This is a genomic window from Candidatus Binataceae bacterium (genome assembly GCA_035508495.1).
In the GTDB taxonomy this organism is placed as follows: Bacteria; Desulfobacterota; Binatia; order Binatales; family Binataceae; genus JASHPB01.
Window position 1 is genome coordinate 99,104 of record DATJMX010000014.1, and the last position, 25,696, is coordinate 124,799.

Genomic DNA, 25,696 nt, shown 5'->3' on the forward strand with positions numbered 1-25,696 from the left:
TGAACGATTCATTTTAATGTCTACTCATTACCATGGCTCGCACACGACCAGCCGACCGGATCGATTCGATGATCGAAGCGGCGGTAGCCACCTTCTGCGAGAAGGGTTACCGCCGCACCCAGATGGCCGATATCGCGCGGCGCATGGGCGTGTCGCCCGGCTCGCTCTACAATTACGTCGAGGGTAAGGAGGCGCTGTTCTACCTCGCGCTGGAGAGCGGCCTTATCGAGCCGATGGAGGAGCCGCCCGAGCTGCCGATCCGCTTCCGCGGCCATGAGCCTGCTCTCAAACGCTTCAAGGAGCTGACCTCGCTGACCGAGCGTCTGCCTGCTCTCCAGGCGGCGCTGAACCGCGAGCGTGCCGCCGATCCGCGCGCCGAGCTCGAGGACGTGACTCGCGAGCTCTACACCATGATTTATCGGATCCGCCACCTGATAACCCTGGTGGAGGCCTCGTTCAACGATCTGCCGCAGCTCGGTTATCTGTTTGTCGATCTCCGCAATCAACTCGTTGACCGACTCGCGCATTACCTGGAATTGCGAAGCAAGGCTGGCCAGTTTCGCGCGCTGGCGAATCCCGCGGCGACCGCGCGCCTGATTATCGAAACGATCGGATGGTTCGCGCGCAATCGCTATCTCGATCCGACGCACAAAATCGACGACGAAACTGCGATCGCGACGGTGATCGATTTCGTTGTGCACGGTCTCATGACGGCGCCCGCCGCGCACGTCACAAAACGAGCGCACGCCTAGAAGTTCAGCGCGTCGCTGCGAGCAGCATCTCGAAATACGACACGTCGATAAGGTCAGCCGGACCAATCTGGAGCGCCGCGAGCAGCTCGTCGACCGCGGCGCGGCTTAGCTCCGGGTCTTGGCCGTCGGGGATAACGGCCTCGATTTCGCCGAAGTTGCCGAGGCCTTCGACGCGGTCGAGATGAAAGCGGATGTGGTCGCGCTTCATCAGGATGCGCTTTTTGATGACCGTCGCGATCGTACCCATTGCCGCTGCGAGCATCGCGCGCGTTTCTTCGGCATGCGAAATCGCCACGATCTCATAGGAGCTGAGCTTCAGTGGCCCGCTGTCATCGCGGCTGTAGAAAATCAGTACCGCGCGATGCCCTTCCTCGCGCAGCTTGAGCTTGCCGTTGGGAACGCGAAAGAACGTGTCACATTGATCGAGGACCGAGCGCTGCTTGTATCCGAGCTTTGAAGCGCGCGCGGCGGCGGCGTCGAGATCGGCGAGCCGGAACTTGGCCTCGAGATTTCTCATGTGACTTCGCGATCATGGCACGCGATACTCTGCCGTGCGAAACTTGACAGCGTCGGCATCGGCAGTTAACGCTCCCACGACTCCTACGAGAGACAGTTGATTCAGTGGCTAGTCATAAGGAACCTGCGACCTTCGATCCGAACCTGATTGCGGCGGGATTCGATCCTGCTGCCGCATCGGCAGATGCCGTGCGCAAGCTCGGCGAGCTGCGCGCTGCCGGCAACATTGACGATGCCGCGATCGCGCGTGCACTCGGCGCGATTACCGACCTTTCGGCAGCCGTGATGCTCACGGAGATGGAGCAATCCGCCTCGGGCGCGCTCAGACGCGAAGTGCGCCGCGCCCTTTATCGCTTGCATCAGCGCGGCGTCGAACCTCCCGCCGCGGCTCAGCCCGCTGCCGAGCGCGAGCCGTTGCCATCCGGAATCTCGGCGCTGATGTCGCCGCCGGATCGCGAAGGCGTGCGAATCATCTGGCTCATGCGGGCAAGGATGGGCGGAAAAATCGGCAGGATCTTTGCGCTCGATTCGCGCGACGAGGGTCTGATTGCTTGCGAGGCCTCCGAGGTGACGCGCCGCGAGCTCAAGGCCGATCGCGAGCGTCTGGAGCAGAATGCCGGGACGAAGCTGGTCGAGGTCGATGGGCGCTTTGCCGATTTCCTGCTCTGCGACGCATACCGCCGCACGCCGGAATCGCGCCGCGGCCGCGTTGGCAGTTTTCTCTTCTTGCGTGCCGAGCTTATCCCCACGCCGCCGCCATCCGAGTTCAGGCATCCCGTGTACGACGATCTCGCCACGGAAGCTGCGCAGGACCCGTCTCTCGATCTGCTCAAGGAGCCCGAGTTTCTCGAATGGCGGCTGCCCGAGCCGCTGGTCAAGAAGTACGCCGATGAAATCCAGGGGGCGCAGGAGAGCGTGATCGTCGTGAGCCCGATTCAACAGCGCGAGCGCGTCAACGAGGCGATCGAGCGCGCGCTGGAATCGCTGTTGTCCGGCGACACTGGCGAGCAGATCCGCCGCAGCCTCGAGGACCTTGCCTACTTCATGGCGCGCGCGGGCCGCCGCCAACAAGCCGGATGGGCGGTCGCAGCCGCGGCGAAAATCCGCGACCATGCCGACGTCAAGCGCGACGCATTTTTTCAGGCCTGGATCAGGATGCAGCTCGGCGCCGTGTTCGCCGAGGAACAGCAGCGCGCTGCCGAAGAGCCGCGCCTGATCATGACTCCAGCCGAGGCGATGCGCTCGCAGCAGCAGCGCTCCCGCCGCCGCTAAGACTTCAAGTCCATCGAATAGCCGTGATGCGTGCGGCGCCATCCGAGGCGTTCGTAGAATTGATGCGCGCGCGGCCGCTTCAGGTTCGTCGTCAGCGACATCTTGTAGCATCGGTTGCGCCGCGCGATGCGATCGGCAGCTTCCATCATCAGCTCGCCGACGCCTTTCGAGCGCATCGCGCTCGATACGACAACATTCTCGACCACGGCGACTGGTTTCAGGCCATGCCCGAGATGACGAAAGATCATCACGTGCAGCGTGCCGGCGACTTTGCCGTGCGCCTCGGCGACGAGAATCTGATGGTCGGGATTTTTGGCGATCGCGCGGTACGCCTTCAGCATCTCGGCGGGTTTCGGCGGCCGATACGAGTAGTCATCGAGATGAAGCTCGCGGTAGAGCTCGGTCAGCGCGGGCACATCGGCGATGCGCGCTGCGCGGACTTTGATCTTCGCAGTTTGAGCTGAGGATTTTATTCGCTGCATCGAGTTAGCTACTATCCCGCCGATAAAGCGTCGCGGTGGCTCCGGGGCTGGTTCCCTTCCCGTGCGGGAAGGGAAGTTGCGCTCCGCAGTGATTGAGACAGAACGTTTGTCCCGAATTCTTCGCGACGCGATTTCCGGAAGGAATAGCATAGATGATCGCCAAGAAGCCGCTTGACGGCATACGCGTGCTTGATCTGACACGCGTGTTGGCCGGACCGTTCTGCACGATGAACCTCGCCGACCTCGGCGCCGAGGTGATCAAGATCGAAGTGCCGGGCCGCGGCGACGATGCGCGTGGTTACGCGCCCACGCTGCCGACCGGAGACTCCGGATACTTCTACAGCGTCAATCGCGGCAAGCGTAGCGTGACGATAGATCTGCGCACGACCGAGGGCGCGGAAATTTTTCTCGCCCTCGTCGCGATGTCGGATATCGTCGTCGAGAACTTCTCGCCCACGACGATGGATCGCTTCGGCGCCGGCTTCGAACAACTGAAAAGCGCGAATCCGAAGATCATCCTGTGCTCGATTTCCGGTTTCGGGCAGACCGGGCCGATGTCCGCCGATCCCGCCTACGATATCGTCGCGCAGGCGCTCGGCGGGACGATGAGTATCACCGGCGTTCCGGGCGGCGAGCCGATGCGATGCGGCGTATCGATCGGCGATCTCACCGCCGCGCTGTACGGACTCGCGGGAATCCTCGCGGCGCTGCGCGTGCGGGATCGCGACGGTGTTGCGCAGCACGTCGATATCGCGATGCTCGATTGCCAGGTCGCGATCCTCGAAGATGCGCTCGCACGCTACTCGGTGACGCACAAAATACCCGGGCCGCTCGGCACTCGGCATCCCTCGATCACGCCGTTTCAGCAGTTTAAGGCGTCCGACGGATACTTCGTCGCGGGCGCGGGCAACGAATCGATCTGGCTGCGCATGTGCGACGCGATCGGGCGGCCGGAATTGAAAGACGATCCACGCTTTCTGCGTAACACCGATCGCACCGCAAACCATCCGGCGCTGGAAGCAATTCTCGCCGCGCACTTCGCACCCAAACCTCGCGATTACTGGATCGAACGTCTCAAACAAGCGGCGGTCCCGTGCGCGGCGATCAATAATTTGGAGGAGGTCACGCGCAATCCGCATCTGCACGAACGCAACATGATCCTGCGCGCCAACGTTCCCGGTTACGACGGCCTGATCGTGCCGGGCTCGCCAATCAAACTGCGCGGCTCGACAGCGACGCCCGATACGCACGCCCCCGGGCTCGGCGAGAATACCGAGGATGTGCTCACGCGCCTTCTCGGCTACGACAATGAACGTCTTTCGGAACTCCGGCAGCGTAGTATCATATGAGTGGGCGGGTTCTTATCGCGCGATGAAAAAGCTCAAACGCAACTGGGCGCTGATCGTTGTCGCCGCTGCTCTTATCGCGGCGGCCTTCGGTCCCCGCGTCTCGACCGATGGAAAACTAGCCGCCGCGCCTGAACTCGCTCTCGCCGCGGAAGTGCAGACCTTCAACTTCAGCGCGCCCGACCTGAACGGCAAGCAGATGAGTATCAAGCAATGGCTGGGGCATCCGATTGTCGTCGATTTCTGGGCGACGTGGTGCGCCCCGTGCCGCCGCCAGGTGCCTGAGCTCGAAGAGCTCTACGAGAAATATAAGAAGACGAAGGGCCTCGTCGTTATCGGCGTATCGTGCGATTCGATCCAGGGCGAGGGCCGCGGCGCGGTCGGCCCATTCGTCGAGGAGTTCGGCGTCACCTATCCGATCGTGATGGCCAGCGAAGGCCTGGTCGATGCGCTCGGCGTGGAAGCGCTCCCGACGACATATTTTGTCAACCCCAAGGGACAAATCGTCAGCCGAATCGTCGGCGCAGGCAAGCGCGGCGAAATCACCGATAACGTGATGTCGCTGCTCAACACCAAGCCATCAAACAAGAGCGGCGAGCCGGTCGAACATAACGACAAGACCGGCCATTACGTGGATCTCTAGGCTCGCCTCATTCGTCGTCTGAGATTTTAAAAGAATAGGGTGGGCGTTTCTGCCCGCCATTGAAATGCGCGCGCGCCCTAAGCCTCGCGCCGCCGATTGTTTGCCGCAGAATGGAAGCGCGCCAGGCGCGCATCTTGATGGCGGGCAGGGACGCCCCACTATATTTTCCAGGCGGCTGGACAATGTCTGCGGTCTAATCTGAAAATCGATACATGGATGATCGTATCGTGGTGCTCGGCGCGGGCGCGTGGGGGACTGCGCTGGCGGTGATGCTCGCGCGCGGTGGGCGCAGCGTGACGTTGTGCGCCCGACGTGCCGAGCAATGCGAGGCGATCGATCGCGCGCGCGAGAACTCAGCATATCTACCGCAAGTCGCGATTCCTGACGCGATCGAGCTGAGCGCCGACTGGCCGGCCGCGGTGCGCGAACCGGACACGATCGTGATTGCGGTGCCGTCGCGTCATGCGCGTGCGGCGCTGGCTCCCGTCGCGAGCGGGATTCGGCCGGGTGCGATGCTCATCAGCGCGACCAAGGGTGTGGAGGAAGATACGCTGCATACCATGAGCGCGATGCTGCGCGAGGTCGCGCCGCCGGGGACTCAGATCGCGGTCTTGAGCGGGCCGGGATTTGCCGCCGAGGTTGCACGCGGCAAGCCCGCGGCGCTGGTCGCGGCTGCTGCAGAGGAATCCGTCGCGGTTCGCGCGCGCGAACTGTTCGCCAGCCGCACGCTGCGGGTCTATTCCAGCACCGATGTCGTCGGTGTCGAGCTGGCAGGCGCTACGAAGAACGTGATCGCGATCGCAGTTGGCGCGAGCGACGGCCTCGAACTGGGATCGAGCGCGCGCGCCGCCGTTATCACGCGCGGACTCGCGGAGATCATGCGGCTCGCCGCGGCCGGCGGCGGACGCCGCGAAACGATCGCGGGTCTCGCGGGGCTAGGCGACCTCGTCCTCACGTGCACGGGCGATCTCTCTCGCAATCGTACCGTGGGACTCCGCCTCGGGCGCGGCGACCGGCCCGACGTGAAGTCCGACCATGCGGGCAAGCCGGTGGCTGAAGGGATCGCCAACGCGCGTTCGGTGCGCGCGCTCGCGGCGCGGCTCGGCGTCGAGATGCCGATCGTTAACGCCGTCTATCGCGCCCTCTATGAAGCGGCGGCGCCAGACACTATTGTAGATGAATTGCTCAGCCGCGAACTCAAGCCCGAGTTCTAGGCGGCATTTCAGAAGGGACTCAATGGAAAATAAGGCAACCTGCAAGGCGAACGAATGCTCGCGCGAGGTGATCGCGCGCGGCTACTGTCGCAAACATTTTCGGCTCTGGAAGGCGGGCGAGATGCCCAAGCCGCGCTACCGCACCTGCACATTCGAGAAGTGCCGCAAAAAGCGCGCGGTCGGCAGCCTGTGCGAAGAACATTACAAGGCCAAGACCGGCAAGGGCGCTGAGGCCCCCGCCGCGGCCGCGTCAGCCTCCTGAGATCATCCCGCGTTCGCCGCGGGTCGAGTTGCGATCATGGCAAACATAATCGTCGTCGGCGCGGCTGGCCGGATGGGGCGGCTGCTGGTCGCACTCACCACGCAGGACAAGGCTCACAAACTCGTCGGAGCGGTGGAGGCCAAAGGTACCCCCGCGGTGGGTTCTGACGCGGGCGAAGTCGCCGGCGTGAGCAAGCTCGGCGTGAAGATCAGGGACGATTACGCCGCTGTCGCAAAGCCCGACACGGTCACGCTCGACTTCACGATCGCGTCGGCATCGATGGAGCATCTCGAGGTCGCCGTCAAAGCTGGCGCAGCGATCGTGATCGGCTCGACGGGCTTCACGCCGGAAATGGATGCGCGCGCGAAAGAGATCGCGCCCCAAACCCGCACCGTTATTGCGCCCAACATGAGCGCCGGGATCAGCGTGCTGGCGAAAATCGCGGCCGAGGTCGCAAAGCTTCTGCCCGACTTCGACGCCGAAGTTATCGAGATTCATCATCGCACCAAGGTCGATGCTCCGAGCGGCACCGCGCTCTCGCTTGGCAAGACAATCGCGGCAGCGCGCGGCAAGGATTTCGGCGCGAATGCAATCTACGGCCGCGAAGGAATCACCGGCGTGCGTCCGATCGACCAAATCGGGATGATCACGATTCGCGCCGGCGACGCGGTTGGCGATCACACGATCATTTTCGGTGGACAGGGCGAGCGCCTCGAGCTGACGCATCGCGCGCAGAGCCGCGACAGCCTGGCGCGCGGCGCGATACGCGCCGCGGCGTGGCTGGAGAAGCAGAAACCCGGGCTCTATTCGATGCGCGACGTTCTAGGAATGTAACGCGTCGCCGTTATGCGAGTGCGCGGGGCGCTTGGCGCCTACAACCATTTCCACCTCTTCTTCTTCGTACTCAAGCGTCGCCCAGCGCTCGACCAGGCGCACACTGAGTTGGCGATGGCCGCGCAGGAAGTAGGTCGTCATCGCGACCAGCGCGAGAATATTGCCCGCGACGATCTTCCACCATCCGAGGGTCTCGAGCACTGACGAATCGAGCAGCGAGACGAATCCAACAAAGAAGACCTCGAAGACCGCGAGCAGGAGCAGCGCCAGCAGCGCCATGAACGGCTCCCATTCCGACGCGGCGAGCAGGATCGCGAGTGCGAGACCGAACGCGATAAACGCCGCGAAGTGCAGGATCGAGTAACCGAGCACCAGCGGAATCGAGACCTTGACCACGTCGAACGAGTTGGCGCCGTAGAAGATCATATCGCCCAGCATCGAAGGCGTGCGGAACATCTGACCGGCGACCATGTCATAGAGCATGAACCAGACCGCCACGGTGCCCGCGCCAATTAACCCCGCGGCGATACCTTCGCGTGCGACCGGGATCCATCCGCCGAGCAGGTTTTGCGCGAGCGCTGGATGACGCGACAGGAAGTAGGTGAGCATCGCCGCAGACGCGAGCAGGTTGCCGACAATGATTCCCCACCAGGTCAGGGCGGCCATCACGTTCGGACCCATGAAGGCCGCGACCGCGATAAAGAAGGCTTCGAACCCGACGAAGAAAATTCCCAGTGAAAACAATAGCGACGGCTCGGTCTCCGCAGCCTCGAGCAAGAGGCCGCCCGCGATGCCGAATGCAATGAAAGCTGCGAAGTGGAGGACCGAATACTCCAGCGTGAGCCGAATCATGCTGTTGTGCATGTGCGAATCGCGCAGGCCGTGAAGAATCGTCGCGGCGAGCAGAGCCGGCGTCTCAAAGGCGTGGCCACGAATCAAATCGAATATTAGAAACCATATTGCGACAACTACCCCACCGATTATGCCTGCAATCGCCCCGTCAATGACGATTCGCGACCGAGAATGCTGCATAAGTTCCATCCTGGGGCAGAGCTAGGGGCAGCGAAGTGAAGAAGTTGCTCTACCATCCATTAGAATTTCGGGATTCTGCCAAATCCTGCGTTATTTGTAGATCATAAGTGATCAAGCGAGCAAGCATTAACCATTCTTTTGCGACAAGGCGGCTCCAGGAGCCAGCGTCAGCGCCACCCGCAGTTCTTAGCCGATCACGATGGATGCGCTAGGATAACTCTGCTGCATCATGCACGGTTCCCAAGCCAAACAAGGCGCCCTCTCGGACGCAACGCCTCGCGACTACGCTCGCGGCATCGATCTGCTGCGCATCGGCCGCACGCCGCTGCATTTCTTCGTCGTGTCGGTGATTTTCTTTGCCGTAGGTGTCGCGGCGTTGCCGTTGGTCGTGCCGTCGATCGTGCAGTTTTTCTATCAGCCGCTGCCGCTCGCCCTGACGCATACATTCACGCTGGGATGGATTACGGCTGCGGTGATCGGCGTGATGTATCGGTACGTGCCGGCGCTCACCCGGCATGCGGTCCCCTATCCGCGCCTGGCGCTGCTGCAGGTGATGCTCTACGCGATCGGTGTCTCGGGCATCGTGGCGCATTTCACGATCGGTCTATGGCCCGGCGTATGGCTCGCGGCGATCGTCATCATCGCATCGATCTTAATCTTCGCGATGAACATGTTTCCGTGCCTGTGGCCGCACGTGGGCGATGGTGTCGCCGCGACCGGGATGTTCATCTCGTTATGCTTCCTGATTCTGGCCGCGTCGCTCGGCTTCACGCTCGCGTTCGACAAGAACTACGACTTTCTTGGCGGCGACGTGCTGACGAACCTCGCGAGTCACGTTCATTTCGCGGCGGTGGGGTGGGTGACACTCACGATCTGCGCCGTGTCGTACCGGATGCTGCCGGCGTTCCTGCTGCCGCGCGTCACGTTGCCGCCGCGCGCGATCTGGCAGATCTATGCGCTCGCGATCGCGGTGCTGGGCCTCGGTTTCACGCTGCTCTTCGGCCTCGCAGGGGCAACGTTCTGGGCGCTCGCGATCGTGGCCTCGCTCGCGTTCTACGTTTTGATAATCGCGAAGCTGGTGCGTTCGCGCCGGATGCCGATCGACTGGACGACGCGGCACGCGCTCGCGGGAGTCGGATGGCTTGCGGTCGCGGCGATCCTCGGCGTGACGCTGTCAGTCGTCGGTGGGCAGAGCGACCTCGGCAATCGGCTCGCGGGTGCGTATGGCTTCGCGGGGCTGCTCGGCTTCGTCTCCAACTTCATCATCGGGATGTCGTACAAGCTATTCCCGGGATTCGTCGCTCGCGCGCGCTCGGGCATGCGATGGCCCGCGGTCACCAACGCTGAACTATCAGACTCGCGCCCGCAGCCCTTCGTCTTCGCGTCATTCAACGGTGGCCTGGCATTGGAAGCCGCAGGCCTGCTGGCCGGATGGCTGCCGATCGCCGAAGCGGGAGGCATCGCGATCGCATGCGGCGGCCTCGCATACGCGGCCACGACGCTCTGGACGCTCAGCTTCGCCTATCGCAGCGCCGTTCCAGAAGCGGCCCGTACCGCGCTGCGCATCCTGCCCGAATAGCAGAACACCGCCCTTCCTGATCGCTTCGGTCAATGCGGCTACGCCGGGATGATGACATCACGCCAGTACGATTAAGGTTCCGACAACTGCGGACGCGAACACTGGAATAACCAGATGTCTAAGAGTGATGCCCACCGAGTGAAATCAGTAGCATCGCCGATGGGCGATGAGTAGCACTGAGACCCTTATCCAATGCCCGAGAGCGAATCGAAACATGCGATGTTTCAAAAAGCGCGGAGCGCCGCGCCATCGATGACGCAGCGCTCCGTTGTCTTAGAGCTGACGGTGAGCGTCTACGCGGCGCGCTTCTTCCTGCGGTTGGGCGGTCTCAGCCCGATATAGATTCGATGGCCGCAGGAGCCGAAGACATGGATGCCCTTCTGCTCGAAATCCACTGCGGTATCGCAGGTCGGACAAATGCCATCCTTGAGGCATCGGATGAAATGCTCAACGAACTGGTCGACCGCATCGGGTTCGCGCGGAGGGGCGACTTCGGCTGCGAGCGCGGCTGGCGGAGCGAGCAGCGCGTTCATTGGGACGGAGCTGCGGCGTTCAACAACTGGCATGTCAGTTCCCCTCCTTGTCGTAGAGCTTTGCTACAAAGTCTGTGATCACTACCGAGAGTACACTTGTAACGCCGGTCTGGCGACAGGCAATGAAAGAAAAATTGATTGATTCGATAAATCTCATTTTTTTCTCACTCATTATCTTTTGCAAATCTGGTGTCTTTGGCCTTCGTCTATATTACTGCTAGCAGCGATACTCATCTTTTGGCGCTGTTCACTCATATTGCGCGCCTGAAAGCGTCAGCAGGCGTTATTCTGATCGTTCCGAGAATCGGCCATATTCCGCTCAAGAGACTGACGACCAGCGAGACGCTCAAAGCGGCCGCAACGATTCCCGCCGTCACCGTAAGCTCACCGGCGTTGCCAATGATCGCTGCGATCGTTGCGCCACTGCCGAAAAGCCAGTACGCGCCCATGCCGCCGATCACTCCGCCGATGGCGCCGATCGCCAGGCATTCGGCGAGCAGCAGCGACGTCACGTAGCCGGGGCCAAACCCCAGCGCGCGCATCACCGCGACATCGCGCAAGCGCTCCCGCACCATCATCGCCATCGCATTCGCGGCGATCAGCAGAATAGTCACAAGGATGATGAAGAAGATGCTGTAGACTATCGTGCGGATATCGCCGACGGTGGATAGCAGCCCGGAAATGGCGTCGCTCTCCGTCATCGTCACCGTTTCGAAATCCGAGTTGTGGAAATTCTCGTCGATCTCGCGTATCACGCGCGCAACGTCGTCGGCGCTCTTGACCCGCGTTACCAGCAGACCCGCCGGATGCTTTACTTCGGGAATACCAATCGCCTTTTCAGCTTCGACCAGATAATCACGCCGGAACATGAAAAAGTTTGGATAGTTATTCGATGGCGTTTCGCCGACCAGCACGAAGCGAATCCTGAGCCGGTTGGCATCGCCACGAAGGGTGATTACATCGCCGATTTTCCACTTGTGATTACGGATCAGAAGCCGGCCGGCAATCGCCGCCATCCGATTATTCGCAAAGTCCTTCAGAACATTCGGCGCGATTCCATAATCCGGGTACATGATCGGCGTGCGCTCCGCATCGACCGCGTAAGCCTGGATGATCTCACTTTCGCTCTGGTACTTGGCGCGAAGTATGACCATCGGCGTACAGCCCGCGACGCCTGGCAACCGTTCGATATCGCCGCAATAGCGCGACGGCAATCCCAGGTAGCGCCCGTCAGCATTGTAGGAATATAGGCGCATCGTCTCGGATGTCTTTTTGAGTATCAAATCGATCGACGACGGGATCGCGATCAGTACCGTGAATATGAAAGTCGCAAGCGCAAACGTCAGTGTAGTTAACACCGCACGCCGCGCGTGATGACTTACGTTTCTCGCTACCAGGATCGATGCGTTCACTTCGCTCAAGCCTCACGCAGCGAGTCGATAACGCCGATACGGCCGGCGCGCCAAGCTGGAAGAATCCCTCCGGCGATTCCAATTGCGATCGCAGTCAGGATGCCTTCGACGAAAATCATCCAGCTGAAGTGCGATGAAAACAAAATCGCACCGACACGCAGTTGCCGATCGCCGAGCGCGGTCGCAATCGACACCGCCAGTGCCGCGACGATACCCGCGAGCCCTCCCGCGAGCGCAATGATCACGCTTTCGACGAGGAAGCTGGTCAGCACCTGTGAGCGCTTGAAACCCAGCGCGCGCAGCACGCCAACCTCGCGGCTCCGATGCGCAACCGCCGCATACATCGTATTCATGCCGCCGAACGTCGCACCGATCCCGACGATCAGCGCTACTATCATCACCAGCGATCTCAGGTGATCCGCGAGCACGGCCTGCGATGCGTAGAAATCGCGCTCGCTCATCAGGTCAACGGTCAATTGCACGTTCTTACTGAGCGCGTCACGGAAGCTATCCTGCATCCCGGGATTCAGCACTACATGAATCGAGGAATAGGCATTCTCGAACCTGGCATCCTGTTCCAGTACATCGAGATCGGTCCAGAATTCGCTCTCGCGGGCGCTGCCGTGGTCGGAAAAGACTCCGACGATCGTCCAATTGCGCCGGCCGTATCTGAAGGTGCTGCCGATACCCAGTTCGGGGAAGCGCTCAGCCTGCTTGCGCCCGATAGCCATTTCCTCACGCCCGGGGGCGGGCCAGCGCCCGGCGGTCAGCTTGAGATTTTTGTGCACCAGGTAGGCAATTGGATACACACCGCGCAGATACGCGGGCTGGAACTGCTGCGCCGGACGGCGCACGGCCGCGTTAAACGAGGCCACCATTTCCGGCGATATCAGCGCCGCGCCGGAGGCATCAGTTGCGATTTCCTTCCGCGTTCTGAGGACATCGTATTGCTCGCGAGGAATATAGCTTTCGACCTCCGAGCTGGTGCCGCGGCTCAGCACCATCCAGTTGTGAGGCTCGACCGCAAGCTCGAGGCTCGCGCGCAGACCGCCGACCAGGCTGAGCAGCAGCACGACGATCATCACGACCATCGCGACGCCGGCCGCCGTCATCAACGAGGTGGTCTTCCTGACCACGAGGCTGCGCAGGTTGTACTTGAGCGGTATCAACTGGGAAGCCGGCGTCGCACGAACTGACGGGCGGTTAGCATCTCTCATATGCACTACTCTTTGTCAAGTTTTTACTATCCGGCAGATAACCAAAGCTCATATCGATGCTCCGTCGGCAGCCGGTTCCATCGTGAGGCCGCAGGGCGCTCGCTCGCCGTCGAATGCAAGCGACCGGTCGGCGCCGGCGCACTCGCGCAGCACGCCCACATAGCTACGGGTGATATGCGCAGAATCGGCGAAACCGGGCTTGGCCTTGAGCACCTCGTGCAGAGCGGGCAGGCGATAGAACGGCACGCTGGGGAAAAAGTGATGCTCGAGGTGATAGCTGACGTTCTTGGGCGCGAAGAAGATCCGCTCGAGCATGGTCAGCAGGGCAGTGCGAGTCTGAGCGTAGGCCGGTGTCCTGCCTTCGATCGCGGAATGCTCCGCGATGCTGCGGATCCGGAAAATAAACAGTAACCACGTGAAAAGGGGAATAACCCAGTAGATCAGAAAGAGCTTGGTAACTCCCGCCCAGATCATCGCGGCGACAACAGCGGTGTAGAACGCATAGCGCATCGCGATAAACGATTTCGATACGCCGGTGTCAGTCGTCATCAGGCTGCGCATCAGTGCGAGAAGGCGCAGCGCGTTGAAACCCGAGAGATCGTGAAGCATTAGCGAAAACAGCGCGCGCCACTTCTTGGGAAAGACCCACGCCGGATCGCCCTGGCGGCGCGCCCAGTCAGGATCCTGGGGAGTATTCAAGTAGCGATGGTGCGCGAAATGGTTGCGGCGATACGCGCGCGCCGAAATCAAGTTCGGCCACGCCAGGAATATTTCGGATACCCAGTCGTTCAGCGTGCGGTTGCGGAACAGCCTGCGATGCACTCCTTCGTGCATCAGGATCATCAGTGCATGCTGGCGCGCGCCGATGAATGCGATTGCGAGGATGTATAGAGCCGGATGCCAGAATCGCTGGCTAAGATAGATTGCGCCGAAGATCATCATCCATTCAGCCGCGATGTGGACGAATCCCCGAAGTCCACTTACTTGCGAAAGTTCAATTAACTCTTCCTTGGTCAATCTGACGGGGATTTCGACCTTGGAATCATCACGAAGCTCTTGTTGTTCACCAATAGGCATTGCTTTGACGTTCATTTTTTCCCTCGAGTTGGACGTACTACGGCGAAGCGGACACGAAGATCCGCGCTGCCGGAGAGACAAAATCCGGTGCAGTAAATTACCTGGCGACGCACCGCATCAGGCCGCGGCTTGTCCCATTTCCTGGCGCGTATGCTCTTCTTCGGAAGACACCCGCATGCCGATGAAGTTCTTGAGCTTTACCCTGGAATGGTCCGGTGCCATGCTTTTGGCAAACCGCGACAGCGCCCTGGCCAGCCGATCGAAAGCCTCGGTCTCGAGAACCATTGGCTGCGCGTAGATAGGTTCGCCATCGACCGTTTCCAGGTATGGATACAGGCCCGGCTCGCCCACCATCTTGAAACCGGTTCCAAGATAGAAATCCGGATTCCCCTCCGGTCCTGCCGCGAGGTAGGCGAGAGCGGCACGTGTTCCGCGGCCCACCAGCGGCACGACCATTCCGCACCAGACCATCAGTCCCGCGCCTTTCCTGAGCGACCAGAGATCGCTGCATTCGACCACTGCTCCAGGCGCCAGATGAGAAAGATCCGGTTTGGGGCAGGTCTGAGGGAACATTTCCAAATCGTGGGTGGAAATGCCCGCGATCATTTTCTCGGCCGGATCAGATTCCCCTTCGAACAGGCCGTAGAGATTGCCAAAGGCAAGCTGAATTTTCGCGAGCTGAGAGCGCGACTTCTCTCTGAACCTGATGCCGAGTTTGGCCCGCGCCTCTGCGAGCCGATCAGCAAAGATTCTCCGTTCCTCTTCGGTAACCAAAAGCCTTAGTTCCATAACCCCTGTCTCCTTTTATGGCGAAAGAATTCGCCGGTATGACTAATACAAGGTTGTATAAAGCTGAGTTGGCAGGGTTGTGGAAAGGATCGGAGGGCAGCTTTTGAACGCGCGAGTAGATTCGCCTTGGCGGCGTGGGGGTACGAATCGCGCGTGATACCAGCCGCAGCGCTCGCAATCGGGCAATCTCGACGATGAGATTCGACGCTGACAATTTGTCATTCCTAACTGACTTCGCGAATACTAGGGTTGCTTTGGGTGCGCACGCAAGTGCGGGCTCTGAGCAGACTGAGGCGTGGATACCAATTAGTTGGTTGTGATTGGTTACGCTCACTCAGCGCTCATCATTGCTAAGTCACATTTCGGCTGGAGTGCGCCGTGACTGCAAGGCGAAAGAAATACGAAATGTATTCGCTTGGTATGCTTTTCGTTTGGTCTGGCTTGTAATCGCTCTTTCTGGCACCTTGGAGTTGCCAGTCAACTCGAAGCAGTGTAGGGTTTGACGCGTTGGATTAGATTTGTTTGTTTCTCGCAGACAGGGTTTGTCTATCGTGAGCTCCAAAAGCGAGCGGTCCAAAATTAACGCCTTGCTGGTCGAGCTGGTCGCCTCCAAAAGTAAGACCCGCCTCCATCGCAAGGCTTCCAAGATCGGCGCCGAAGTCGAAGAGCTGGCAAGCCTTGACTACGCGGGACCGTTGCGGCGATGCCTCGATCGGCCGCAGCTCAACGCGCTCATCAAGGACGCACGCAAGAACGTCTGGCCGAACCTCAATCGCGAGCCACTGAGGCTCGGATCGACCCGCGAATTTTCCGAACGTTTTTCCGGCGTCGGAGTCGAAGTACGCCCGGCCCGGATGCCGACGTCGACTGGACTGGCGCTGCTCGGGTTCTACGTCCGCAAGACCGACTTCCTGTCGGGCAAGCCGCTCATTTGTGTTAACACGGCCCATCATCCGGCAGTGATCGGCGCGGCGTTCGTTCATGAGATGGGTCATCATCTGACGGCCGAGATCTTCGGCAATGACGACCACACTCCGAGCCTGCTCTACACCGGTTACTCCGATCATCTGAATGAGCCGTCGGAACTCGTGGCTGACGTGCTGGTCAGTCTGGGCATCTATCCGCAACCGATGGCGCGGAAGATGTTTCCTCAATCGCGGCGAAGCACCAGGCCGACGAATCTCGATGTGAACGGACATTCGGCCGTTATCGATTACCTGGCAAAACAGTACGGACTGTCTTTCGATGACAAGATGTCCGTCTCACAGAAGTTTCAATACATGGCCGGACTGCTACACTACACCAGACTCCGAGAGGCGTTGCGCAACGAATTCGATCTATGAGCTCGCGAAATAAACTTGGTCTCGTGTTGAAGAGCCGGCGCAAGGCGCTCGGCCTGAGTCAGCGCGCCCTCGCCGCCAAGCTCGGCGTCGAAGCGAGCTACGTCGCATTCCTTGAGAGTGGACGCCGCAAGCCGTCGCTCAGCCTGGCCCAGCGCCTGGCACGCACGCTCGGGGTTGACCGCCAGGAACTGTTCCTGTTGGTTCATCCTGAAGCGAAGTCGATGTTCGAACCGGCGCCGAAGCCAGAGGATCGAAGCCCGGCGCAATCGTGGCAGGAACTGATCAGCGATAAGGCTCTGCTTACCCGCTACGAAGTGACGCCGCTCGAGCTCCGCGCGATGAAGCAGCTAAGCCTGCTCGGCTACGTGCTGACCCAGCGGGAGTTCCTCACAATCGTCACCGTGATTCGCGGCACCGCGGTCAGCAAGCGCGGGAGTCGCAGCTAGATTCCATCCGGGATGATCAGCAGATCGTCCCGGCGCGGATTTTGAAAATCGAACATGCCTCGCAGATCGTCTATCGCGGGGCCATTCGCCGCGACATAGGGGTTCTTCGTCGATGGCATAGGATCCGGCAGGTTGTCGCGGCTGCGCTTCGAAAGCGGTGCCAGCCTCCAGTTCCATTCGAGAAATTTAAGAATCGACGCATGATCTGAATATGCGTGGTTGATCGCGCCGGCCCTCACATACGGCGAAATAACCATCAGTGGAATGCGCGTGCCGTCGCCGAAGAAATCCAGCGGCGAGATATAACCTGAATCGTAGTATCCGCCGCCTTCGTCGAAGGTCACGAAGACCGCCGAGTCGGCGAAAAGCTTCGGATGCTTGATTACCTCGTTGGCGATACTTTGTACGAAATACTCATACGCCGACATCGCCGAGTTCCCGGGATGCCCTGAGTACGGTTCGTAAGGACGCACGAACGAGACTGCCGGAAGTGATCCCGCTTCGACATCGTGAAAGAAATCCTGCACTCCTTCGATATCGGCACGCAGTGGGCCGCTCATGATGTTCCTGCTGAATTGGAGGGGATTGCAGATCGAGCACCAGGCATCGTTGGCGCCGCCCTTGCGCAGCCCGCCGATATAGTATTTCCAGGTGATGCCGCCTTTGCTGAGTGACTCGCCGATATTGGGCAGCGTTTGCGGCGGCAGAGTGTATGGATGTTTCTTCACATCGACAGGAGAACCATCCGGATTGTAAGGCGGTCCGTAATTATTCACCAGGTAGTAATGATCCGAATCGCAGTTGGACTCGCGATGCAGGGAATTCAGATAGTCGAGAATTGGCGCCACGCCCGGCTGCGCGCGATCCGCGCAGTTCACGTAAGTTCCACTGTGATATCCGTCCTGCTTGAACCAATTGTCCGTGCCGGGCAACGGATTCGGATCCTCGATTAATTCTTTGGGCGGCGTGAGCGGGTGGCCGTTACCGTCGCTGTAGAAGGCGAGGTCGCCGGTGCCGAGATAGATGAAGCTCGCCCCGGTGCCGCCCATGATCCCCTGATGAAAATTGTCGTTCATTGCGTAGTGATCGGCGATGAACTTGAACACCGGCGCGTCGCCCTGGGCGACGTTGTAGAAGCCCATCGAAACGCTTCCCTGGCGGGTACTTTGATCGCTGAACGGTGTCGGGGGAGCTTTGCCGTCGCTGCCCGCTCCGGTCGCCAGTGCGCTCCACAGGAATAGATCATTGCGGCCGGCGTCGAACTGCTGCCACATCTGGAAGAAGCGATGCGCCGGATCGCCGGTGAAAGAAAGCTGGTAGGCAGTATACTTGGTGATCTGAAAAGGTCCGTTAGGCAGGTCAGCCGGAAATCTCAGGTCCGCAACATTGAGCGGCTGCCCGTACGCGAAAGTAGTATTCGGTTGAGGCAGATGCGAGTATGGTGTTGTCCGCTGGGGCTCGATTGAATATGTATTTTGTTCTTTCGCCTGCCATTGCCGGGCCTTCGCGAAACCTGGCCCGGGTGATCCGTCGATATTGACTATTCCTTCCGAAAGCAAGTTCACGACGGATTGCCCATGGTGCGGCTGGTAGGTTGCGAACAGATTATCGAAACTATGGTTTTCACCTACCACCACGATCACGTGCCGGATCGGACTCCGCGGAGTTTGCGCCGTGGCTATGCCATCGAAGAAAGCAACATAAAACATCACCGCGATCGCGACTTTCCCAAAATTGAAGAGTGATCCGATGATCGAACGGTTGCAGCTTGTTCTCATCGCAAAGAGTTCCATTGATCCAGAAGTAAACTTCCAAAAACGAACAAGACGTTAAATCTCATAATTGTTCGTGGCAAGCTGCGTCACGGAACGTGAAGTTAACCCAATAAAGATAGACAGAATGCTTGAGAGGCGAGGTGCGTTATGTCGCTTTATGCAGTTCGACAGAAAAAATCCACAATTTCACCAGTTTAACCTCGCGACTCACTGCTATCCATGATATTCGTCCTCGACAAGGCGCATCCATATGATCATACGACTTTCATCGCATCTAACCTGCAAAGCCTTGATTGGACTCGTTCTCGCCTCGCTCGCCGCGGGATGCGGCGGTGGTTCGAGCGGTCCGCCACCCGCGCCGCGAGTCTTCGCCCCAAACTCGGCGACCAATTCGATCGCGGTCTACAACTCGCGGGCCAATGGTGACGCCAAGCCGCTGCGCTCAATCGACGGCGGCACCACGCAGCTCGCAAATCCCCAGGCGATCGCATTCGACAATCGGGGACTGATCTACGTCGCCAACGGTGACAACAGCACGATCACCGTTTTCAGCCATTCCGCGAATGGCGACGTAGGGCCGATATCGGTCATCAGCGGCGCGAGCACGCTGCTGATCGACCCCGAGGGAATCAGGGTCGATCGCCAGAACCGGATTTATGCGGCCAATGCAGGCGGCAACACGGTGACGGTTTATGCACCCGCAGCCAGCGGCAACGCGGCGCCCATCGCGCTGGTTGGAGGCCCGGCGACGGGTCTCAAGGAACCTGAGGACGTCATTTTCGATCCCGCCGGCAACGTGTATGTCGCGAACACGGCGGGAAATTCCGTCACCGTCTATCCGCCGAATAGCAACGGCAATGCCGCCTTCATTCGGCGGATCAAAGGGTTGCTCACGCGATTGCACGCACCTGACGCGCTCGCGATGGACGGCAGTGGCAACCTCTACGTCGCCAACAGCGACAGCGATTCGGTGACGGTCTACGCGCCAGGAGCTAACGGCGACGTCGCCCCGGTGGGTGTGCTTGCCGGGCCCGAAACGATGATCGCCGCTCCCGGCGGAATCGCGTACGGCGGCGGCCTGCTGTTCGTCGCGTCGAGTCCCGAGGATGCGATCCTGCGCTTCAACGCGCTCACGCGCGGCAACAACTCGCCGCAGGCCGTGATTGAAGGGGCGGATACGGAGCTCTCGGTTCCGTTCGGTATCGCTCTCAGCTTCTGAACCCGTGATCCAGAGGACCATCCGATGAGACTTGCAATGAGCCGAATTGCCCGTGCGATCGTAATCGCGGCCATCGCCAGCGTCTTGCTGTTCACTGCGCGCGCGCGTGCGGCGACTCCGACGGCGACGCCCACGGCGATGCCGACCGCGCACACGGTTAACTTCATTAACAACTGCAGTCAGCCGATCTGGATCGCGGCCAACGGCAACGTCGATCTGACGCCGCCCGTCAGCCAGATCTCGAGCTGGGAGCTGGCGCCCAAGTGCGGCACCAATTTCACCTGCCCCGCTGGATCGACCTGCCTCGACGGCGCCTGCAGTTGCACCCAGACCAACCAGAGCGATCCGCTCTGCAACGGTGGACTCTGCCTGCCAAGCGGCGTGTGTGCGACCAGCGTCGCAGCAGCGATCCCGCTGACCTACTCGGGCCGTGTCTGGGGACGTACCGGATGCAATTCGAATGCGATGAGCTGTGTCACGGGAGATTGTGGCGCCACCGATTGCTTCGGTGCGGGCGCGAATAACGCAACGCTCTGGGAAGCGACTCTGGCCGGCACCAATGCCGGGAGTTTTCCCGGTACGCTCGATAACTACGATGTGAGCCTGGTGAGCGGCTACAACGTTCCGATCAACGTCAGCGCCGAAGGACCGACCGACGCGCCGGGATGGAATGCCGGCGCGACTTATACCAATGGTCAGGCCGGTTCACCGCAATCAGTTATCGTCGCGCCGGCCGGCACCAACACCTGGCTCTTCAATGATGTCGGCCCGTCGCCCACCGCGACGTCGGGCGCCACCGTGCCGCCGTTCTCAACGGTATTGCGGGGGACCGCCGACGATCCGAATACTGCTGGCGCGGGAATCGTCTGGAGCACGACCAGCTCGACTTGCCAAACCGGGAGCTGCACAACAGACCTGCTCAGGACCTGTCCGCCATTACTGCGAGTCGACAATTCGAGTCAGTCTTGCACCGCGAACAATCAGAACGATCCGAACTGCGCTGGCGGTCCGTGCGATTCCAACGGCACCTGCGTCATCGCCTGCACGGTGCCGGTCAACTATTGCGCGCTCAATCCCAGCGCGACGATCTGCACGGCGCAGAACAATTCTTTCTATGCCTGCCTGAATCAAACCTCGACAGAGGTGGATCCATTCGGCCATCAGATCAATCTCGAGTCCGCAAATTCGGGCAACGCCGTATGCTTCAGCTCCGCGGATTGTCAGCCCGGCACCACCTGCCTGATGACTCCGACCTTCACTCCGGCGAGCAACGTCACGTGGCCGGCGGGTGCCGGATTATGCATCCCGGGCAACGGTGCGATCACGCAGAATGGCGGATGCACCTCGAGCGCGATGGACGGACAAGCTTGTCCCTCGGCCAACTTCACTTTCCCATTCCCCGCCTATACTTGCGCGACTCTGACCAATGCCAGTTCCGCTGGCGCACAGGCTTCGACTTGTCTTCCGCCGATTAACAATCAGGCGGTGACCGGACCGGCCGCGTTCGGCGCGCTGGTGTGGAACGCAGACAACTTCACTCCCATCAATCCATCGCAATCATGCACCGCGGACAGCGATTGCGGCACGGGCAATTATTGCCTCGAGGCGGCCGTACGGAAATTTCCTACGACCGGCACCGTCATGGCGCAGGCGGTCAACGAATGCGCCGGCGCGAGCGACACATGCGTCTGCAACTCGGTCAACAATTGCACGTCGAGCGCGACGTGCACCGGCAACACGCAATGCCAGGATTCCGCCGGCAAAGCCTGCGGCGCGAGCGAGACGTGTATCTGTCAGACCCCGGCCGTTTACACCGGCGTATGCGGTCCGACCAACGTCAACTGGACGGCGGCGATCAATCAAATCTCGGTGGGCGGCAATAACTATTTGTCAATCTTCAAGAGCTCATGCCCGACCGCTTACTCCTTCCAGTTCGACGACCAGGCGAGCGACTGGACTTGCAACAGCACCTCCGATCAGGTGGTCAACTACAACGTCACATTCTGTGGCGTCGGCGGTAAGGGAGCTCAAGCCCAAGTCATAGCGGAACCGACACTTCGTTAGACCTTCGCCATGGCGTAACCTACAGGCCACCGCGCTCATCGAAGCACCAGCGATGAGCGCGGCGCCCGCGCGCCATTTTCAAAGCCGGAGGAATCTACGATGAAAGTCATCCGTGTGCAGAACGCTGGTGGACGGTTCGAGATGGTCGATGCTCCCATTCCCGCGCCGCCGCCCGGCAGTGTGAGAGTTCGCGTCGAAGCCTGCGGCGTGTGTCACAGCGACAGCATCACCAAGGAGGGCGCCTTCCCTGGCATCGCGTATCCGCGCTCGCCCGGTCATGAAATCGCGGGCGTGATCGACGCCCTGGGCGACAACGCCGATCCATGGCAGGTTGGCGAGCGCGTCGGTGTCGGCTGGTTCGGCGGCAATTGCGGCAAGTGCGAATCGTGTCGCCGTGGTGATTTCATCACCTGCGACTTCGGCCAGATTCCGGGTATCAGTTACGACGGTGGATACGCCGAGTTCATGATTGCCCCGGTATCAGCACTCGCGCGAATCCCCGCGGCGCTCAAACCCGAGGATGCTGGCCCGCTGATGTGCGCCGGAATCACCACGTTTAACGCGCTACGGCACAGCGGCGCCGGACCCGGCGACCTCGTGGCCGTGCAGGGAATCGGCGGCCTCGGGCATCTCGGTGTGCAGTTCGCGAACAAGTTCGGCTTCCATACCGTGGCGATCGGCCGCGGTGCAGACAAGAAGGATCTCGCGGTGAAGCTCGGCGCCCACGAATATATCGACAGCGCCACGCAGGACGTTGCCAAAACACTCGCGGGTCTCGGCGGTGCCCGCGTGATCCTCGCGACCGCACCTGACAGCAAGGCGATGGGCACGCTCGTCGACGGGCTGGGCCCGGCCGGCAACCTCGTAATCGTCGGCGCCAGCTCCGAACCATTTGGCGTCGCGCCGCTTCAGCTCATCTTGAAGCGCCGGACGATCACGGGCTGGCCCTCGGGAACGGCCAAGGACTCGGAAGATGCGCTCAACTTCGCTGCGCTCACGGGAGTGCGCCCGATGATCGAAGTGTTCCCGCTCGCGCGCGCATCGGAGGGTTACGACCACATGATGTCCGGCAAAGTCCGCTTCCGCTCCGTGCTCAAAGTCTGATTTCCCTTGTTCGGCGCGCGTATCCGCACCGGCACGTTGTCTGCGCGCAATTAATCAACAGATATGTTGACTATCAACCAATGTGTTGATAGTTATGAAGCGTGCCGAGAGAAGCCGAAGCTGCCGGAATCGGACCCGCGGGCGAGGAAACGCTCGACCGCGTATTCTTCGCCCTCTCGGATCCGGTGCGGCGCGCGCTATTGGAGCGGCTTGATGGCGGACCGCTGCTGGTCTCCGAGCTGGCCGCGCCATTCGAAATCTCGTTGCAAGCAGTCTCGCGTCACATCCAGGTCCTGGTGCGCGCCGGGCTAATCCAGCAGGAACGCACCGGGCGTATCAGCCGATGCAGCCTCGACGCCGGCCCTGTCTATTCCGCCGCAGTCTGGATCAACCGCTATAGCAAGTATTGGCAGCAGCAGTTCGACACACTGGCTGCCGCGCTCGAGGAAATCGACGAGCGCCGTGGGCGCCACCAACGGCCGCCTGGCAAGGGCCGCGCGCAGCCGCGCAGCAGCGGAATACGCAAGCGAAAGAGCAAACCTTGATCGGAGGTATAGCCATGCCAAACCACACTGTCGTTTCACAAGACCAATGGCTCGAGGCCCGCAAGCAATTGCTGGCCAAGGAAAAGGAGTTCACTCATTTGCGCGACGAGCTCAGTCGAGAGCGCCGCGCTCTGCCGTGGGTTCGGGTCGATAAGCAGTATGTTTTTGACACGCCGGATGGTAGACAAACGCTCGCCGATCTATTCGCCGGCCGTCATCAACTGATCGTTCAGCATTTCATGTTTGGTCCGAGCTCGACTGCAGGATGCAAAAGTTGCTCGTTCTGGGCAGATGGCTTCAACGGGTTCGCGGTGCACCTGGAGCAACGCGATCTGACTTTCGTCGCAGTCTCCGCCGCGCCGCTGGAGAAGCTCGCCGCCTTCAAAAAACGCATGGGATGGAACTTCAAGTGGGTATCTTCCCACGAATGCGATTTCAATCGCGACTACCAGGTGAGCGAGACGACCGAAGAAAAGGGCAAAGGCCAGTCATACTATAACTATACAATCGGAAAACCGTTCGGTGGTGAGCGCCCCGGCATCAGTATCTTCTATCGCGATGACGACGGCACCATCTACCATACCTATTCGAGCTATTCGCGCGGACTGGATATGATGAACGCTGCGTACCACTACCTGGATCTCACGCCGAAAGGACGCGACGAAGACAACCTGCAGTTCACGATGTCGTGGGTGCGGCTTCACGACGAATACGGGAAATAGTCAGTATGAATTACAAAGACACTAATGCGAAGCTTACAGACTATCGGCGTCGCATCACCGAGCTGCGTCAGCAGATGCGCGAGACGCAGGCCTCGGTAGAGCCCGAGGCGGTAAAAGACTACGAGTTTGCGGCGGCGCGCGGGTCCGTCAAGTTATCCGAGCTGTTCGGTTCGAAACGGGATCTGATCATGGTGCATAGCATGGGTGTGAAGTGTGCCTATTGCACGTTGTGGGCCGACGGCTACAACGGCATCTACGAACATATCGCGCAGCGCGCCGCGTTCGCGATCTCCAGCCCGGACGCACCTGAAGTTCAACGATCGTTCGCGGAGAGCCGGGGCTGGCGTTTTCCGATAGTCAGTCACAAGGGAACCAGTTTCGCCGCCGACATGGGTTATCAATCGGAAGACGGCCGATATATCCCGGGGATTTCAGTGTTCAGAAAGGAGCGCGGTCAAATCGTGCGGGTGTCAGACGCGCGCAGCGAGCCGGGCGACGATTTTTGCACGCTATGGCATCTGTTCGACTTAATGCCAGACGGCGCAACTGGTTTCAGCCCGAAGTTCAATTATTAGGTGACTGACCAACTTCGCCTGGCGAGCAGGCGAAGTCGGTCGCGGAGTCCTGCGAATCGTCAGGCACTCGAGACTCATTTCAAGATCCGAGCTTCAGGACTTTACGGGCGTTGTTGCGCAGGAACTTTGGCCAGACCTGGTCGTTGAATGGCACCGATTTCATGTCGGTCATGATTCGTTCGAGCGAGAGACCCATCGGAAAGTAACCGGCATAGATGATTTTGTCGGTGCCACGCGTGTTCGCGTAGCGGACGATCGCTTCGGGATAATGCTTGGGCGCGAACGCGGAGGTTGAGTAGTAAAGATTCGGCCACTTCAGCATCAGCTTGACCGCGAGGTCTTCCCACGGCTCGCATCCATGGCGCGTGACGAAGACGAGTTCAGGGAAGTCGTACATAACCTGGTCGATCAAGCGCACTTCCTGCGGCCACATTGGGAATCGCGGCCCCGGCACTCCCGCGCAGGCGAAGATCGGCACACCCAGCTCCACGCACTTGGCGTAGATCGGATACATCAGCGGATCGGAAATACCTACTTGCGGATTGTAGCCGGCGTTGAACGCGCCGAAGGCCCGCACGCCGTATTTTTCGTGCTGCCGGACCATGTCGCGGATTCCGTCCATGCCGCGATTCGGATCGACGTTGCCGATCGGAACGAACCTGTCCGGGTAATCCTTGAGTGCCCCGGCCGATACTTCGCCGCCCACGCCGATAAGGCCGATCTCGATGCCGAAGCGATCCATCTCATGCAGCGTCGCGCCGATGGGATCCTTGGAGCCGTACAGTTCTTTCGGCACGTTCTTGAACATGTACTCGACCGGAAAATCGAATTTCGCCGACGGATCTTTCAACTGCTTCCGGATGAAGTCATACATTTTGAAGTCGTCAGCCGGGAAGCCGATCATAGTATCGATGATCCCGATGTCGGTGGGCATCGCCATGGC

General features: G+C 60.3%; 26 protein-coding genes. 16 read left to right on the forward strand and 10 right to left on the reverse strand.

Going from position 1 to position 25,696, the window contains the following annotated elements:
* The first annotated feature begins 32 nt into the window (after positions 1-32).
* Positions 33-752: a helix-turn-helix domain-containing protein gene (locus tag VMA09_04835; GenBank protein ID HUA32907.1), complete on the forward strand. Its 720-nt coding sequence runs from the start codon at positions 33-35 to the stop codon at positions 750-752.
* 4 nt (positions 753-756) lie between these two features.
* On the opposite strand, the gene VMA09_04840 is transcribed toward VMA09_04835, so the two are convergent.
* The gene (locus VMA09_04840; GenBank protein ID HUA32908.1) at positions 757-1,269 is read right to left on the reverse strand and encodes a class IV adenylate cyclase; all 513 of its coding nucleotides are present in this window, start codon (positions 1,267-1,269) and stop codon (positions 757-759) included.
* Between the two features lie 104 nt (positions 1,270-1,373).
* Here VMA09_04840 and VMA09_04845 point away from each other — a divergent pair, with 104 nt between their 5' ends.
* Positions 1,374-2,540 carry a hypothetical protein gene (locus tag VMA09_04845; protein HUA32909.1) on the forward strand — a complete coding sequence of 389 codons (1,167 nt, stop codon included), beginning with the start codon at positions 1,374-1,376 and terminating at the stop codon, positions 2,538-2,540.
* Here VMA09_04845 and VMA09_04850 read toward each other — a convergent pair.
* Positions 2,537-3,022, reverse strand: coding sequence for a GNAT family N-acetyltransferase (locus VMA09_04850; GenBank protein HUA32910.1), 486 nt, complete (start codon positions 3,020-3,022; stop codon positions 2,537-2,539). The genes VMA09_04845 and VMA09_04850 overlap by 4 nt on opposite strands.
* A 152-nt stretch (positions 3,023-3,174) precedes the next feature.
* Here VMA09_04850 and VMA09_04855 point away from each other — a divergent pair, with 152 nt between their 5' ends.
* From VMA09_04855 to dapB, 5 genes are all read left to right on the forward strand, one after another.
* Complete coding sequence (locus VMA09_04855; protein ID HUA32911.1) at positions 3,175-4,371, forward strand: CoA transferase; 1,197 nt, start codon at positions 3,175-3,177, stop codon at positions 4,369-4,371.
* A 22-nt stretch (positions 4,372-4,393) separates the two neighbouring features.
* Positions 4,394-5,011 carry a TlpA disulfide reductase family protein gene (locus VMA09_04860; GenBank protein HUA32912.1) on the forward strand — a complete coding sequence of 206 codons (618 nt, stop codon included), beginning with the start codon at positions 4,394-4,396 and terminating at the stop codon, positions 5,009-5,011.
* Between the two features lie 212 nt (positions 5,012-5,223).
* Positions 5,224-6,225: an NAD(P)H-dependent glycerol-3-phosphate dehydrogenase gene (locus tag VMA09_04865; GenBank protein HUA32913.1), complete on the forward strand. Its 1,002-nt coding sequence runs from the start codon at positions 5,224-5,226 to the stop codon at positions 6,223-6,225.
* 22 nt (positions 6,226-6,247) lie between these two features.
* Positions 6,248-6,487 (forward strand): hypothetical protein, encoded by a 240-nt coding sequence (locus VMA09_04870; GenBank protein HUA32914.1) that lies wholly within the window; start codon positions 6,248-6,250, stop codon positions 6,485-6,487.
* Positions 6,488-6,523: 36 nt separating this feature from the next.
* On the forward strand, positions 6,524-7,321 hold the full coding sequence (gene dapB, locus VMA09_04875; GenBank protein HUA32915.1) for a 4-hydroxy-tetrahydrodipicolinate reductase: 798 nt from the start codon (positions 6,524-6,526) through the stop codon (positions 7,319-7,321).
* On the opposite strand, the gene VMA09_04880 is transcribed toward dapB, so the two are convergent.
* The gene (locus tag VMA09_04880; protein HUA32916.1) at positions 7,310-8,353 is read right to left on the reverse strand and encodes a hypothetical protein; all 1,044 of its coding nucleotides are present in this window, start codon (positions 8,351-8,353) and stop codon (positions 7,310-7,312) included. The two genes, dapB and VMA09_04880, sit on opposite strands and share 12 nt — an antisense overlap.
* 229 nt (positions 8,354-8,582) lie before the next feature.
* Here VMA09_04880 and VMA09_04885 point away from each other — a divergent pair, with 229 nt between their 5' ends.
* Positions 8,583-9,932, forward strand: a complete 1,350-nt coding sequence (locus tag VMA09_04885; protein ID HUA32917.1) for a hypothetical protein — start codon at positions 8,583-8,585, stop codon at positions 9,930-9,932.
* Between the two features lie 293 nt (positions 9,933-10,225).
* Here VMA09_04885 and VMA09_04890 read toward each other — a convergent pair whose 3' ends face one another.
* The 5 genes from VMA09_04890 to VMA09_04910 all read right to left on the reverse strand — a co-directional run bounded on the left by VMA09_04890 (position 10,226) and on the right by VMA09_04910 (position 14,960).
* Positions 10,226-10,498 (reverse strand): hypothetical protein, encoded by a 273-nt coding sequence (locus VMA09_04890; GenBank protein HUA32918.1) that lies wholly within the window; start codon positions 10,496-10,498, stop codon positions 10,226-10,228.
* Positions 10,499-10,716: 218 nt separating this feature from the next.
* Positions 10,717-11,877 carry an FtsX-like permease family protein gene (locus tag VMA09_04895; protein ID HUA32919.1) on the reverse strand — a complete coding sequence of 387 codons (1,161 nt, stop codon included), beginning with the start codon at positions 11,875-11,877 and terminating at the stop codon, positions 10,717-10,719.
* 5 nt (positions 11,878-11,882) lie between these two features.
* Positions 11,883-13,094 carry an ABC transporter permease gene (locus tag VMA09_04900; protein ID HUA32920.1) on the reverse strand — a complete coding sequence of 404 codons (1,212 nt, stop codon included), beginning with the start codon at positions 13,092-13,094 and terminating at the stop codon, positions 11,883-11,885.
* Between the two features lie 48 nt (positions 13,095-13,142).
* The gene (locus tag VMA09_04905; GenBank protein ID HUA32921.1) at positions 13,143-14,186 is read right to left on the reverse strand and encodes a fatty acid desaturase family protein; all 1,044 of its coding nucleotides are present in this window, start codon (positions 14,184-14,186) and stop codon (positions 13,143-13,145) included.
* 102 nt (positions 14,187-14,288) lie between these two features.
* Positions 14,289-14,960, reverse strand: coding sequence for a hypothetical protein (locus VMA09_04910; GenBank protein ID HUA32922.1), 672 nt, complete (start codon positions 14,958-14,960; stop codon positions 14,289-14,291).
* A gap of 551 nt (positions 14,961-15,511) precedes the next feature.
* Here VMA09_04910 and VMA09_04915 point away from each other — a divergent pair.
* Positions 15,512-16,303: a hypothetical protein gene (locus VMA09_04915; protein HUA32923.1), complete on the forward strand. Its 792-nt coding sequence runs from the start codon at positions 15,512-15,514 to the stop codon at positions 16,301-16,303.
* Positions 16,300-16,749: a helix-turn-helix domain-containing protein gene (locus tag VMA09_04920; protein ID HUA32924.1), complete on the forward strand. Its 450-nt coding sequence runs from the start codon at positions 16,300-16,302 to the stop codon at positions 16,747-16,749. The genes VMA09_04915 and VMA09_04920 overlap by 4 nt, the downstream gene beginning before the upstream one ends.
* On the opposite strand, the gene VMA09_04925 is transcribed toward VMA09_04920, so the two are convergent.
* Complete coding sequence (locus VMA09_04925) at positions 16,746-18,542, reverse strand: alkaline phosphatase family protein (GenBank protein HUA32925.1); 1,797 nt, start codon at positions 18,540-18,542, stop codon at positions 16,746-16,748. The two genes, VMA09_04920 and VMA09_04925, sit on opposite strands and share 4 nt — an antisense overlap.
* A 232-nt stretch (positions 18,543-18,774) precedes the next feature.
* On the opposite strand from VMA09_04925, the gene VMA09_04930 reads away from it, so the two are divergent.
* From VMA09_04930 to VMA09_04955, 6 genes are all read left to right on the forward strand, one after another.
* Positions 18,775-19,743, forward strand: a complete 969-nt coding sequence (locus VMA09_04930) for an NHL repeat-containing protein (protein HUA32926.1) — start codon at positions 18,775-18,777, stop codon at positions 19,741-19,743.
* A 36-nt stretch (positions 19,744-19,779) separates the two neighbouring features.
* The gene (locus VMA09_04935) at positions 19,780-21,807 is read left to right on the forward strand and encodes a thaumatin family protein (protein HUA32927.1); all 2,028 of its coding nucleotides are present in this window, start codon (positions 19,780-19,782) and stop codon (positions 21,805-21,807) included.
* A gap of 99 nt (positions 21,808-21,906) precedes the next feature.
* Positions 21,907-22,911, forward strand: a complete 1,005-nt coding sequence (locus VMA09_04940; protein ID HUA32928.1) for an alcohol dehydrogenase — start codon at positions 21,907-21,909, stop codon at positions 22,909-22,911.
* A 101-nt stretch (positions 22,912-23,012) separates the two neighbouring features.
* On the forward strand, positions 23,013-23,456 hold the full coding sequence (locus tag VMA09_04945; GenBank protein ID HUA32929.1) for a metalloregulator ArsR/SmtB family transcription factor: 444 nt from the start codon (positions 23,013-23,015) through the stop codon (positions 23,454-23,456).
* 14 nt (positions 23,457-23,470) lie between these two features.
* A complete protein-coding gene (locus VMA09_04950; protein ID HUA32930.1) occupies positions 23,471-24,178 on the forward strand; it encodes a DUF899 domain-containing protein in 708 nt (235 codons plus the stop codon).
* A 5-nt stretch (positions 24,179-24,183) separates the two neighbouring features.
* On the forward strand, positions 24,184-24,753 hold the full coding sequence (locus tag VMA09_04955) for a DUF899 family protein (GenBank protein HUA32931.1): 570 nt from the start codon (positions 24,184-24,186) through the stop codon (positions 24,751-24,753).
* Positions 24,754-24,832: 79 nt separating this feature from the next.
* On the opposite strand, the gene VMA09_04960 is transcribed toward VMA09_04955, so the two are convergent.
* Positions 24,833-25,693, reverse strand: a complete 861-nt coding sequence (locus VMA09_04960) for an amidohydrolase family protein (protein ID HUA32932.1) — start codon at positions 25,691-25,693, stop codon at positions 24,833-24,835.
* Between the last annotated feature and the right edge of the window lie 3 nt (positions 25,694-25,696).